Source organism: Oscillibacter valericigenes, assembly GCF_021531435.1.
Lineage (GTDB): Bacteria > Bacillota > Clostridia > Oscillospirales > Oscillospiraceae > Oscillibacter > Oscillibacter valericigenes_B.
This window is the reverse complement of the sequence record NZ_JAFBIS010000001.1, coordinates 151,581-164,445: the sequence shown is the minus strand read 5'-3', so window position 1 is coordinate 164,445 and position 12,865 is coordinate 151,581. Positions and strand designations below refer to the sequence as shown.

Genomic DNA, 12,865 nt, shown 5'->3' with positions numbered 1-12,865 from the left:
CAGGCCCCCGGTCACGGGGTGCCGGTTTTGTCAAGCCTCGATCCCAAAAAGGCTGTAATCAGGCTCTGCGTTGCCTTCCTGATTGAAAAAGTGCTCACAGGCGAACAGGTACCAGCGGGCGATACCGTCGCCCGGACAGGCCCGCAGCAAAGAGGAAAACACATTGCGGGCCAGATAGAAATCGTTGTGATAGAACAGATTGATGGCCTCCTGGAACCGCTGGTCGTAGCCCCGCCGCAGTTCCCGTTCCAGTCCCGGATAGGCGTCCAGCACCTCATAGAGCTTGTAGGCTCCGCTCCGCTCGCCCGCGGACACGAAACCGATGTAGCGTCCCGTGAAGCCGCAGCCCTCCAGCTGCTTCCAGTAAGCTTCCGTGGCCACGATACGCACACCGGCCTCGTCGAACTGCTGGGTAAAGCCGCCCAAAAATTCCAGTTCAGAGGAAGAAAGATAGGGGAACAGCCGCTCCTCCTGGCCGGCGATGCCGTACAGGAAGGATGCCTTATGTAAGATCAGGCAGGCTCTCGGCTCCGGAATGTCCTCCGCTGTCCGCACCCGGAGCTTCCCCAGGAAGTCCAGTCCGGCCCGGACGCCGTCCGCCGGAGAATCCGGGAACAGGGCCTCCATAGCGGAGAGGCGCAGCCCGCTGGAGAGCATCCAGCCGTGATTTTCCTCAACGCAGTCGTGGAAAATGCCGAAGCTGTGGTTGATAAAGTCCACAAACGCGGCGTCCTCCAGCGTATTCCGGGCCTCTGCCCGGTTCCCCACCGAGAACACGCCCACATTGCCCACCATACGGCGGCTGTCGCCCAGCTGGATCTCCTCCGCCACGGGCCGCTCCAGCAGCTCCGCCATTTTTTCAGGCACAAAACGTTTATAGGACTGGATCGTGCCGGCTGACTCATAGCGCCACACGGAGAGGTTCATGCACATCATCTGCAGGGAATGGTCCATCCGGCACAGCTCGTCTTTTCCGGCGGCAGGCTCCTGAGGGGTCATGTCCCCGTCCGACACGCGGTCCATCTGCCGCTTCAGGGCAGCCACCGGCCGGGTAATGCGGCCCGCGGCGATCCGCAGCGCCGCCAGCGCCAGCAGCCAAATGATGAGTGCGGCCAGTAACGCCATCCGCCCGGCCCGCCAGGATGCCAGCAGGCCGCCGGTGAAACGTACCACACAGAACACCGTGCCCGCCGACGTCAGCAGGGCCAGCAGCAGCGCCGCGCCTCCTACCGCCGTCAGCCGGTTTGCCAGCCGGTCAGCCCGGCGGCTGATGGCGCCGGCTGCCAGCAGTACCACGGCGATCAGCAGCCACAGCACCAGCGCGGCCAGCAGCACCGCTCTCCTGCACAGCAGCCATCCGCCACCCTTCGCGCTGACTGAAGGCAGCGGGGCCTCCGCCGCGTCGGGAGAATAGGTGCATTGTCCGTCCATTGTCAGGAAGCAGGTGTCGCCATAGGCGGTGGTGGCCCGAACGGTTTCGCCGTCATATTCCGCGGTCACTGTCTCCCGCAGCCACCAGGCCGGCAGGATCATCCGCAGCCCGGCGCCGTCCGCCGCCGTGTATTCATAGATAAAAATAGCTTTGTTTGCGCCCACGGCCGTGATCCAGTAAGAATCTCCCCGGACCCGCAGGCCTGTGACCGTCACTTCATCCTCAAACGTATCCCTGTGAAGCAGCTCCGCTTTGCCGTTTTCCAGCTTCACCAGCTCCCAGTCCGCTCCATCGCCCAGAATGCGGATGAAGCAGGCTCCGTCTCCAAGGGCCGCCGCCCGGACGATGCGGCTTTCCTCGCCGCCCCGGATGCGGCTCTCCTCATAGAGTTCAGCGACGCGTCCCTCCCGCAGGGTGTAGACGCGGGAGGTGAACCAGCGGTTCTCCGCCGCTAAAACCGCGCCGTCCTCCCGCTCCGCGGGACCGGGCACCAGGTCTTCGGTATTCGGCAGTCCCCAGGGCATCGCGCCCGCGACTGCCAGCATGCCTGCCAGCAGCAAAGCCAGCAGGATCGTCATTCTTTTCATGAGCGTCCTCCCTGGTGAAGATTTTCCGTCCCGATCACATCAAAGGTGTGGCGGAAAAGCCGCAGCAGCGGTACATCGCCGAAGATCAGCTGGGAGACCAGGATCACCACCGCGGCAATCGCCAGCAGGATGCAGAGCACCAGCAGGAGCCGGAACAGCCGGTCCCGGTTGTTCTGCCAGAAAACGCGGAACGTGCTTTTCAGGGAGGGCTTCACCCTCGTCAGGGCCGTCACCTTAATATCCTGATACAGCTCCGGGAAGCCGGTATAGGCGTTCTTCCCCGTTTTTTTCCGGATCAGTTCAAAGCTCTTCAGCTTTTTGCGGCGTCTGCCGCCCGCCGCCGGGCCCGCCAGCAGATCCAGCAGCAGCCGGGCGCAGCTGGAAACACAGTTCCGCTCCGTGCGGGCCGGCTCCAGGTCTTTCAGATCCAGGATCATAGTGAAATAGACCGTGTTGTCCTTGGCGATCTGCACACAGTCCTGCTCCAGTACCAGGTACAGCAGCGGCCACGGCAGGCTGGTGGACAGGCACTCCATCACCAGATTGATGCAGATGGCCTCTCCCGCCTCCGGACTGGTCACCTGCCCAGGCGCAAAGGCGGAAAACTTCCGCTCCTCCCGGTAAGGGAACAAAAACAGCATCGTCTCGTTCTGAGAAAAGCACAGCAGGCAGGAAGCTTCTCCTGTTCGCTGGCTGTCCTCCATGACCATCAGCATTTTGCGGGCGCATTCCCGGTCGTGGACCGCCAGCAGCGTGTAGAGCGTACCGGAGGCAGACAGCCGGTCCCGGCACACGGCCACATCGTTGACGCTGCCGTGGAATGCCTGGGAGACCACTTCCAGTTCCATACCCTGGGCGTAGTAAACCATGTCCTGCCTCCTTCCCTGTCAGTTTTTCAGCCGGTTATGCTTTCTCGTCTTCCCGGGCGTCCCGCTTTTTCACCACCGCGTACGCGTAGGTGGAGATCAACGGCAGCTCCGCGCAGGAGATGCGGATCTCAAAGACGCCCTCCCGTCCGGGAGCGGTGTAAATGCCGTCGGAGGTGATCTCACCGGAGTCCTTCTCCGTCAGCTCGTAGGTCAGTGTGCAGGGCTCCATGTTGTTGAAGCGCACGTTGAAGAAATGGCTCTCCCGGGCGGCCATCACCACGGTGGGCTGTACCGCCGCGATGCTCTTGCCGGACAGCTTCTGGATCTTGCTCTCCTCGCCGCTGCCGGGCAGGGATACCGCCACCCAGCGCAGGGGGAGCACCACCTGGGTGCTGTCCTCCAGAAGCCTTGCCGCCACCACAAAGCTGCCCCGGTCGTTCATCACCTTCACAGCCGTCTCAGCGGCCACCGTGGGCGCCTGTTCCTGGGGGAACAGGTCCACGTTGCCGTATATGGTGTTGCGGGCGGCGGTCCCCAGCTTCGGGTCATCCGCAAGATACTCCGCGCCCACGGACACGAACACCGTCCCCGCCCCAAGGCCATGAACGATCTCATCGGAATACGCCACCTGGCCCCGGCGCATATTGGTGCCCAGGGGGATCTCACAGACGCCGGTGGCGTAGATGGGCTCCGCCCGGCACTCCGCCGGCGGTACCGCGCTCCGGGCCGCCGGGCTGTCGGCGGACACGGCGGAAGCGGGTCGGAACCAGCCCTCCAGCTCCTGCCGCAGGGCGTCGGTGGCCGCCGTCCGTATGTACTGCCGCACACCGGTGGTGCGGATCTCTTCGATCAGATAGGCGTTGCGGGTACGCTGAAGGGAGATCTCCGCCAGGGGCACGAATTCCTGGCCGCTGGCGGCGCTGCGCATCTCCAGGCTGGCGGACGATGCCGCATAGTCCACGATCTGCGCCGCGGTCGCCTCCACCACGGTCACCCGCAGCATGAAATTCTCCCCGGCAGACCGCTCGTCTCCGCCCACCCGGACCTGGATGCTCTGGCTGTCCGCCAGCAGCACGGATTCCGGCGCCGGAACGGATTGGGCTCTGAGATGCCGGGATATGGTGGCCTCTCCCTCCGGGCAGAGGTCCAGCAGCTCCAGGAGCAGCTCATGGCTGCCGTTTTCATCGGTAAACGCCGGCGTCTGCACGGCGGCTTTCAGCGTCAGGGGCTCCGCGGTGTCCCGCAGGCGGCGGACCGTGACCTCCAGCCGCACCGTCGCGCCGCAGGGACTCTGGGCCGGCATGACACAGGTGACGGCGTAATCTTCATCCTCGTACAGCACCGCCGTCGCCAGGAACTCCGGCTCCGGAGGACAGACCGGCGGCAGGGACTCGCTGTCCCGCAGGACGAGCTGCCAGCCCTCCCGGACGCGGTTGCACTCGTAGCTCTCTCCGCTCTCCTGGCCCCGGACGGTATAGACCGGGTGGACGTCCTCCTCCTGATACCGCAGGCACAGGGTGGCCCGCTCCGTCTCCAATCTCTCGAAGCCCTCCACCGCCGACAGCTTCCGCACCACCGGGCTCTCCACGGCGATCTCCCGGCCGCAGCCGTCCACGGCCACACCGGAATCTACCATGATGGAGAGGTCGTCCAGGCTGTACACGCCCAGGCCGCAGACGATGCCGCTGCCGAACATCATCTCGTTGAGGAAACGGCGCTTATGATTGTTGTAGGTCTGTTCCGCCTGAAAATCGGCGGAGGTCAGCAGTTTTCCAACATAATAGCGATTACGCTCAAAGGGCAGCAGCTGGTTGTTTTCCATAAAAGCACCATCCTTACATCATCGCCGGCCTTGGCCCGCGGTCATATGGGAAAGGCGGCGTACCGCGCTTTCAAATCGTTCCTTTTTGACAATATTATACCATCCTTCGCTGTTTTTTTCCTAAAGGTTTCTTAAAAAATCGCCTTCCCCCTCTCCGGCTTCTCCCAGCCCGCCAAAAAACAGCCGGCGGCTGACATTTGTCAGCCGCCGGCTTCATATCCTGTTCGTTTTATGCTTCCACATCGATGCCCTTTTCATCAAAGGCTTTCAGCAGCAGGTCCATGTTGCTGGGGATGGAGATGGGCTCGCCGCAGGCTTTGATGGCGTTGGCGACATCCTTCAATCCGTTGCCCGTCACCACGCTAACCACAGTGTCGTTCTTCCCGATGACGCCCTGCTCGCACAGCTTCTTCACGCCTGCTGTGCCGGTGACGCCCGCCGGCTCGCCGAATACGCCGCAGGTCATACCCAGCAGCTTCTGGGCCGCCATGATCTCCTCGTCGGAGACATTCACCACCAGGCCATTGCTCTCCCGAATGGCCATCAGGGCCTTGTCTGCGTTCCGGGGCACGCCCACGGCGATAGAATCGGCCAACGTGTTCTCCTCCATGGGATACCAGTCCTCACCCGTGGCAATGGCCCGGTTCAGAGGGCAGCAGCCCTCCGCCTGGGCGGAGATCAGCCGGGGCAGCTTGTCGATGAAGCCGATGGCGTACAGGTCCTTCAGGCCCTTCCACAGGCCCGCGATGGTGCAGCCGTCACCCACGGAGATAGCGATGTAGTCGGGAACCTCCCAGTTCAGCTGCTCCATGATCTCCAGGGAGACGGTCTTTTTGCCCTCGGACAGGTAGGGATTGATGGCGGCGTTGCGGTTATACCAGCCCCACTTGTCGATGGCCTGCTTGGAAAGCTCAAAGGTGTCCTCATAGCTGCCCTGGACAGAGATGACGGTGGCGCCGAAGGTCATCAGCTGGGCCACCTTGCCCTTGGGGGCGCGGCTGGGGACAAAGATATAGGTTTTCAGCCCCGCGGCGGCGGCGTTGCCCGCCAGAGACGACGCGGCATTGCCGGTGGAGGAACAGGCAATCACTTTCGCCCCCGCCTCTCTCGCCTTTGCCACCGCCATAGCGGAGGCCCGGTCCTTCAGGGACGCGGTGGGATTCTGGCCGTCGTCCTTCACCCACAGGCGTTTCAGGCCCAGTTTCTCCGCAAGGCGCGGCTCCTCATACAGCGGGGACCAGCCCACCCGCAGGGGCGTGGGCTCGGTGGTCTCCTCGATGGGCAGCAGTTCCCGATAGCGCCACATGGTCCGCTCCTGCCGGGCCGCCAGCTTCTCTTTCGTCAGCTGGGTCTTGATGTAGTCGTAATCATAGGTAATATCCAGAATACCGCCGCACTCGCAGGTAGTCAGGTCCGGCGTGGCCTCGTAGGTCTTGCCGCACTTGACGCACTTGCCGTATAACACGTTTTTCATGCTGTCTCCTCCCAAAAGAAGCAAGGGGCGGGCGAGCCGCCCGCCCCTTGGTCTATGTAATGTAGTTTCCCCTTACAGGTTCTTCAGCAGGCCGGTCTCCTCGTTGAAGGCATTGATGAGCTCATCCAGGTCCTTAGCCTGTGCGTGGACGGCGTCCCAGGTGCCCTCGGTGTCGTACCACAGGGCGTTCAGGTCGTGCATATCCTTGCCCTGCTGCTCCACCCAGGTGTAATACTTCAGGTTGTGGACCCGCTTGCGGTCGGCGTAGGTCAGCTCCATCAGGTTGTCGGTCTTGAGGCCCAGCATGTGCAGGTTGTGGTCCAGCTCAGCATCCTTCACGCTGTAAGCGCCGTGCATCTCGTTCAGCTCGGCGATGCGGCTGCCGTACATGACGGCGGAGTCGGTCAGGACGGTGCCGATGACGTCATGCTCGGTGAACTCGTAGTACTTGGCCATCTTGATGCAGCACAGCACGTTGGCGATACCGGAGATGCCCAGCCAGGTCAGCTTCTCCACCAGGACGGGGTCCAGCTTCAGGGTGTTCAGCAGGTAATCCTGACCCTCGGGGGTGTTGAACAGCCGCAGCAGCCGCTGGGAGTCCTCATCGTCGATGGCGATGGCCATGTCGGTGTTCTTCACATTGTGGATCCAGGGGATGTGCTTGTCGCCGATGCCCTCGATGCGGTGGCCGCCGAAGCCGTTATTCAGGATGGTGGGGCACTGCAGGGCCTCGCCCACGCCCAGCTTCAGGTGGGGATACAGCTCCTTCAGGCGGTCGCCGGTGGACATGGTGCCGGCGGAGCCGGAGGTGAAGCAGGCACCCGCGAACTTGTCGCCGGGCCGCTTGATGGCCTCGAACACGTCCGCCAGGGCGTTACCGGTGACGTTATAGTGCCACAGGGGGTTGCCCATCTCCTCGAACTGGTTGAAGATCATGTACTGGGGGTCCTGCTTGAGCTCGTTGGTCTTGTCGAAGATCTCCTTGACGTTGGACTCGCAGCCGGGGGTAGCGATGACCTCCGCACCGATCTCATGGAGCCAGTCAAACCGCTCCTGGCTCATCTCGGCGGGCAGAATGGCCACGCCCTGGGCGCCCAGCAGCCGGGAGTTGAAGGCGCCGCCGCGGCAGTAGTTGCCGGTGGAGGGCCAGACGGCCTTGTGCTTGTCGACGTCGAACTGGCCGGTCACCAGCCGGGGAGCCAGGCAGCCAAAGGAGGCGCCCACCTTGTGGCAGCCGGTGGGGAACCACTTGCCCACCATGGCGACGATGCGGCAGGGCACGCCGGTGAGTTCGGGAGGCAGCTCGATGTAGTTGGGCACCGCCTGGAACAGTCCGCCGGACTCCTTGGGCTCGTTCTTCCAGGTGATGCGGAACAGGTTCAGGGGATTCACGTCCCACAGGCCCACGTTCTTCAGCTGATCCTGGATCTTGCCGGGGATGGTCTCCGGGTGCTGCATCTGCGCGATGGTGGGGATGATGATCCCGTTTTCCTTGGCCTTTTTAATGTTGTGTTCCAGGCCCTGCTTGTTGATGGACAGATCAATCATGTCGTTTTACCCTCCTGTTGTTTTGTATCGATATAAGAATATAAGGTATACTTGGAGATCCCGAAATATTTGGCGATCTTATCGCCGGACTTTGTCACCAGGAACGCGCCGTTCTGGTTGAGGAACTGGATGGCTTTTACTTTGTCGTCCTTGTTCATCAGCGCCACCGGCTTGCCCACCAGCGCCACCGACTGCTGGATCAGGTCGTCCAGCAGGTCATTGATGTTGACGATCTTTTCCGGTTCCGCCTGTTGGGGCTCCGGTGTGGAGATCAGCTCACGGACGGCATCCTCCACGATCATCAGCTTGGAGATATCATAGTTGATGGCCAGGATGGCAGAGACCTTTCCCTTGCTGTTGCGGATATATACCGTGGAGGATTTCAAAATCTTCCCGTCCGGGGTCTTCATCAGGTAGCAAAGATGATCCTTGGGCGACTGGTCATTGGTCTCCAGCTGCTCCATGACCACGTTGGACGCACCATCTCCTACCTTCCGCCCGGACACATGGCCATTGACGATGGCCACGATGGAGTGGTCGGGGTGCTTACTTAAATCGTGTATGACCACCTCACAGCCGCTCCCGAACTGGGTCGCAATGCCGACAGCCACCTGCCGCAGCATCTCTAATTTTCCGCTTTCCGTGGGCATTCCCTCCTTTTTTGGCATTTTCTTATGGAAACATTCCAATCCATCGTCCTTATCATATCATATTTTTCATAGAAATCAACCGTTTTTCAAAAAATTTTTTTGGTTTTCTAATTTTTTGTTTGACAAGTGGATTTCTTATGCTATGATAGGGATAGATAAGGACCCCACAACACGAAAACGCGTATCCGAATCACATAATTATGATGGAGGGCAACGTTATGGATTTTGAAGCGATCAAGAAAGCAGCAGAGGGCTACAAGGCCGATATGTCCCGTTTCCTGCGGGACATGATCTCCCACCCCAGCGAGAGCTGTGAGGAGAAGGAAGTCGTCATGTGCATCAAGGCCGAGATGGAGAAGCTGGGCTTCGACAAGGTCGAGATCGACGGCCTGGGCAACGTCATCGGCTGGATGGGCGAGGGCGACAAGATCATCGCCATCGACTCCCACATCGACACCGTCGGCATCGGCAACATCAACAACTGGGAAGCCGACCCCTACCAGGGCTACGAGACCGAGGACATCATCTTCGGCCGCGGCGGCTCCGACCAGGAGGGCGGCATGGCTTCCGCCGTGTACGGCGCCAAGATCATGAAGGACATGGGCCTCATCCCCGAGGGCTATAAGATCATGGTCGTCGGCTCCGTCCAGGAAGAGGACTGCGACGGCATGTGCTGGCAGTACATCGTCAACAAGTACTTCAACGGTCCCGAGGACGCCCGCAGCAAGATCGAGTTCGTCATCTCCACCGAGCCCACCGACGGCGGCATCTACCGCGGTCACCGCGGCCGCATGGAGATCCGCGTGGACGTGAAGGGCATCTCCTGCCACGGCTCCGCTCCCGAGCGCGGCGACAACGCCATTTACAAGATGGCCGACATTCTCCAGGACGTCCGCGCCCTGAACGAGAACGGCGACGGCCCCTCCAACAAGGTCAAGGGCCTGGTGAAGATGCTGAACCCCGAATTCAACCCCGAGCATTACGAAGACGCCCAGTTCCTGGGCCGGGGCACCTGCACCACCTCCCAGATCTTCTACACCTCTCCTTCCCGCTGCGCCGTGGCGGACAGCTGCGCCATCTCCATCGACCGCCGCATGACCGCCGGCGAGACCTGGGATTCCTGCCTGAAGGAGATCGAGGACCTGCCCTCCGTCCAGAAGTACAAGGACGATGTGAAGGTCAGCATGTACATGTACGACCGTCCCGCCTGGACCGGCACCGTCTATGAGACCGAGTGCTTCTTCCCCACCTGGATCAACAAGGAGAGCGCCGCTCACGTCCAGGCTCTCATCGACGCCCACCACGCCCTGTGGGGCGACAAGCGCATCGGCCACGCCGATGCCGATCCCAAAAAGGACGCCATGCACCTGCGCGACGGCCGTCCCCTGACCGACAAGTGGACCTTCTCCACCAACTGCGTGTCCATCCAGGGTCGTTACGGCATCCCCTGCGTGGGCTTCGGCCCCGGCGCCGAGTCCCAGGCTCACGCCCCCAACGAGATCACCTGGAAGCAGGACCTGGTCACCTGCGCCGCCCTGTACGCCGCCGTGCCCGGTCTGTACAAGCCCGAAAACAAGACCGCCGACGTCACCGAGTTCCGTCAGAGCCTGACCAACAACGACATTAAATAAAATCAAGAGGGGACTTCGTCCCCCCTTGAGATTCCCCCCACCAGTGTGCGCACTGGTGAACGCCGCCCACGGCGGCTGAGTCAAGGTATTTTTCCGAGGCGCATGTCCTCGGAAAAATGATTAAAATTCTTTGCGGCGCACACGCCGCAAACTCCGCTCTATTCAGAAATACATATAAGGAGAAAAAGATTATGTCTAAGACCATCGAGCTTGCCAAGCATCTTGAAAAGCTGCACATCAATAATATGTACAAGTCCGATTTCTATTGGACCTGGGACAAGACCGACGAGGAGCTGGACGCCATCTTCACCGTGGCCGACGCCCTGCGTGACCTGCGCGAGCGCAACAAGTCCACCCGGATCTTCGACTCCGGCCTGGGCATCTCCATCTTCCGCGACAACTCCACCCGCACCCGCTTCTCCTTCGCCTCCGCCTGCAACCTGCTGGGCCTGACCGTCCAGGACCTGGACGAGAAGAAGTCCCAGATTGCCCACGGCGAGACCGTCCGCGAGACCGCCAACATGGTGTCCTTCATGGCCGACGTCATCGGCATCCGGGACGACATGTTCATCGGCGAGGGCCACAAGTATCAGAAGACTTTCATGGACGCCGTGAAGGAAGGCTACCGGGACGGCATCCTGGAGCAGCAGCCCACTCTGGTGAACCTGCAGTGCGATGTGGACCACCCCACCCAGTGCATGGCCGACATGCTGCACATCATCCATGAGTTCGGCGGCGTGGAGAACCTGAAGGGCAAGAAGATCGCCATGACCTGGGCTTATTCTCCCTCCTACGGCAAGCCCCTGTCTGTGCCCCAGGGCGTCATCGGCCTGATGACCCGCTTCGGCATGGACGTGGTCCTGGCCCATCCCGAGGGCTATGACGTGATGCCCGAGGTGGAGGAGATCGCCAAGAAGAACGCTGCCGCTACCGGCGGCTCCTACAAGAAGGTCGCCACCATGGAGGAGGCTTTCCAGGACGCCGACATCGTGTATCCCAAGAGCTGGGCTCCCTTTGCCGCCATGGAGCAGCGCACCAAGCTGTACCAGGCCGGTGACCAGGCCGGCATCGACGCGCTGGAGAAGCAGCTGCTGGCCCAGAACGCCCAGCACAAGGACTGGACCTGCTCCGAGGAGATGATGGCCAAGACCAAGAACGGCAAGGCCCTGTACCTGCACTGCCTGCCCGCCGACATCTCCGGCCTGAGCTGTCCCGAGGGCGAGGTCGACAACTCCGTGTTCGACCGCTACCTGGTGCCCCTGTACAAGGAGGCCAGCTACAAGCCCTACATCATCGCCGCTATGATCATGATGAGCAAGGTGAAGGACCCCGTGGCCGCGCTGATGGCTCTGGACCAGGGCGGAAAGCGGAAGATCTTTTGATTAAAGAGGGGGACTTTGTCCCCCCTTTCCCCGCAAGGGGGACGCCGCATCCGTAAAGCAGCAAAGCTGCTAACGGCTGCGCAGTAGATCCCCCCCATCAGTGACATCGGTCACTGGTGAACGCCGCCCCTGGATAGCCGTTGGCGCTTCAGCGCCTTACGGATATCGCGTGCCCCTTGCGGGTAACGGCGGCTGAGTCAATGTATTTTCGGCAGGCGCACGCCCCAGGGCGGCTTCTCTTGCCGCTTTGCGGCAATTCACCTTCTGTCCTGCCGAAAATAATTGAAGCTCCTGATTTTAACTTCAAATTATTATTGAGGTATTTTTATCATGGGTAAACGTATCGTCATCGCCCTGGGCGGCAACGCTCTGGGCAAGAACCTGCCGGAGCAGATGATCGCCGTGAAGCACACGGCGAAGGCCATCGTGGACCTGATTGAAGAGGGCCACCAGGTGGTGGTGGCCCACGGCAACGGCCCCCAGGTGGGCATGATCAACATCGCCATGACCACCCTGTCCCGTGAGGACCCCACCCATCCCATGGCTCCCATGTCGGTCTGCACCGCCATGAGCCAGGGCTATATCGGCTATGACCTGCAGAACTCCCTCCGGGAGGAGCTGCTGAACCGGGGGATGCACAAGCCCGTGGCCACCATCCTGACCCAGGTGGAGGTAGACCCCGACGACCCCGCCTTCCAGAATCCCACCAAGCCCATCGGCACCTTTATGACCGAGGCCGAGGCGGAGGAGATGCGCCGCCGCGGCAACGCCGTCATGGAGGACGCGGGCCGGGGCTGGCGCCGCTGCGTGGCCTCTCCCCTGCCCAAGGCCATCGTGGAGATCGAGACGGTCCGGGCGCTGATGGACGCCGGACAGGTGGTCGTCGCCTGCGGCGGCGGCGGCATTCCCGTCTACCCCACCGAGGGCAACCACCTCAAGGGCGCCGGCGCCGTCATCGACAAGGACTTTGCCTCCGAGCTGCTGGCTGAGGAGTTGGACGCCGACGCGCTCATCATCCTCACCGCCGTGGAAAAGGTCGCCGTCAACTACGGCAAGCCCGACCAGAAATGGCTGGACCATCTGACGCCCGCGGAGGCCAAGCAGTATGCCGCGGAGGGCCAGTTCGCCCCCGGCTCCATGCTGCCCAAGGTCCAGGCCGCCGTCAGGTTCGCGGAGAGCAAGCCCGGCCGCACCGCCCTCATCACCCTGCTGGAGAAAGCCAAGGCCGGCATCGCCGGAGAGACCGGCACCTCCATCTCCATGTAAAATTTCAAAAGGTCGACCTGTCAAATTACCTGGAGAGCGGATCAATCCGCTCTCCTTTTTTGTAAATTTTTCCACACATTTGTCTGAATGGATAAAAGCGAATCTTGTTTACAGTAAATTTCCGGCTTGATTTTTCACAAAATTGTAAAAATCCAGTTGAATTTTTTAGGTCGACCTTGTATGATGTCAGTAAGAGAGGTCATT

Annotated in this window: 9 protein-coding genes; 3 read left to right on the top strand and 6 right to left on the bottom strand. The window is 61.3% G+C overall.

Annotation, left to right across the window (positions count from 1 at the left end):
• Positions 1 to 30: 30 nt before the first annotated feature.
• The 6 genes from JQM68_RS00690 to JQM68_RS00665 all read right to left on the bottom strand — a co-directional run bounded on the left by JQM68_RS00690 (position 31) and on the right by JQM68_RS00665 (position 8,382).
• A complete protein-coding gene (locus JQM68_RS00690; protein ID WP_235220990.1) occupies positions 31 to 2,019 on the bottom strand; it encodes a HAMP domain-containing protein in 1,989 nt (662 codons plus the stop codon).
• Complete coding sequence (locus tag JQM68_RS00685; RefSeq protein WP_235220989.1) at positions 2,016 to 2,888, bottom strand: hypothetical protein; 873 nt, start codon at positions 2,886 to 2,888, stop codon at positions 2,016 to 2,018. The genes JQM68_RS00690 and JQM68_RS00685 overlap by 4 nt, the downstream gene beginning before the upstream one ends.
• A 34-nt stretch (positions 2,889 to 2,922) precedes the next feature.
• Positions 2,923 to 4,710, bottom strand: a complete 1,788-nt coding sequence (locus JQM68_RS00680; protein ID WP_235220988.1) for a hypothetical protein — start codon at positions 4,708 to 4,710, stop codon at positions 2,923 to 2,925.
• Between the two features lie 229 nt (positions 4,711 to 4,939).
• Positions 4,940 to 6,184, bottom strand: coding sequence for a threonine synthase (locus tag JQM68_RS00675; protein WP_235220987.1), 1,245 nt, complete (start codon positions 6,182 to 6,184; stop codon positions 4,940 to 4,942).
• 72 nt (positions 6,185 to 6,256) lie between these two features.
• Complete coding sequence (locus JQM68_RS00670; protein ID WP_235220986.1) at positions 6,257 to 7,732, bottom strand: pyridoxal-phosphate dependent enzyme; 1,476 nt, start codon at positions 7,730 to 7,732, stop codon at positions 6,257 to 6,259.
• Complete coding sequence (locus JQM68_RS00665; RefSeq protein ID WP_235220985.1) at positions 7,729 to 8,382, bottom strand: helix-turn-helix transcriptional regulator; 654 nt, start codon at positions 8,380 to 8,382, stop codon at positions 7,729 to 7,731. Before JQM68_RS00665 ends, JQM68_RS00670 begins: the two co-directional genes overlap by 4 nt.
• A gap of 218 nt (positions 8,383 to 8,600) precedes the next feature.
• Between JQM68_RS00665 and JQM68_RS00660 the strand changes: the two genes are divergently transcribed.
• The 3 genes from JQM68_RS00660 (at position 8,601) to arcC (ending at position 12,661) form a co-directional block, all read left to right on the top strand.
• Positions 8,601 to 10,013 carry a YgeY family selenium metabolism-linked hydrolase gene (locus JQM68_RS00660; protein WP_235220984.1) on the top strand — a complete coding sequence of 471 codons (1,413 nt, stop codon included), beginning with the start codon at positions 8,601 to 8,603 and terminating at the stop codon, positions 10,011 to 10,013.
• A gap of 191 nt (positions 10,014 to 10,204) precedes the next feature.
• Positions 10,205 to 11,395, top strand: a complete 1,191-nt coding sequence (ygeW, locus tag JQM68_RS00655; protein WP_235220983.1) for a knotted carbamoyltransferase YgeW — start codon at positions 10,205 to 10,207, stop codon at positions 11,393 to 11,395.
• Between the two features lie 330 nt (positions 11,396 to 11,725).
• Positions 11,726 to 12,661, top strand: coding sequence for a carbamate kinase (gene arcC, locus JQM68_RS00650; protein WP_235220982.1), 936 nt, complete (start codon positions 11,726 to 11,728; stop codon positions 12,659 to 12,661).
• Positions 12,662 to 12,865: the final 204 nt, after the last annotated feature.

What these genes read in the sequence shown, in the direction of transcription:
- JQM68_RS00675 (WP_235220987.1), bottom strand. Translation starts at nt 6,184, where the DNA reads ATGAAAAACGTGTTATACGGCAAGTGCGTCAAGTGCGGCAAGACCTAC.
- JQM68_RS00660 (WP_235220984.1), top strand. Translation starts at nt 8,601, where the DNA reads ATGGATTTTGAAGCGATCAAGAAAGCAGCAGAGGGCTACAAGGCCGAT.
- ygeW (WP_235220983.1), top strand. Translation starts at nt 10,205, where the DNA reads ATGTCTAAGACCATCGAGCTTGCCAAGCATCTTGAAAAGCTGCACATC.
- JQM68_RS00685 (WP_235220989.1), bottom strand. Translation starts at nt 2,888, where the DNA reads ATGGTTTACTACGCCCAGGGTATGGAACTGGAAGTGGTCTCCCAGGCA.
- JQM68_RS00690 (WP_235220990.1), bottom strand. Translation starts at nt 2,019, where the DNA reads ATGAAAAGAATGACGATCCTGCTGGCTTTGCTGCTGGCAGGCATGCTG.
- JQM68_RS00665 (WP_235220985.1), bottom strand. Translation starts at nt 8,382, where the DNA reads ATGCCCACGGAAAGCGGAAAATTAGAGATGCTGCGGCAGGTGGCTGTC.
- arcC (WP_235220982.1), top strand. Translation starts at nt 11,726, where the DNA reads ATGGGTAAACGTATCGTCATCGCCCTGGGCGGCAACGCTCTGGGCAAG.
- JQM68_RS00670 (WP_235220986.1), bottom strand. Translation starts at nt 7,732, where the DNA reads ATGATTGATCTGTCCATCAACAAGCAGGGCCTGGAACACAACATTAAA.
- JQM68_RS00680 (WP_235220988.1), bottom strand. Translation starts at nt 4,710, where the DNA reads ATGGAAAACAACCAGCTGCTGCCCTTTGAGCGTAATCGCTATTATGTT.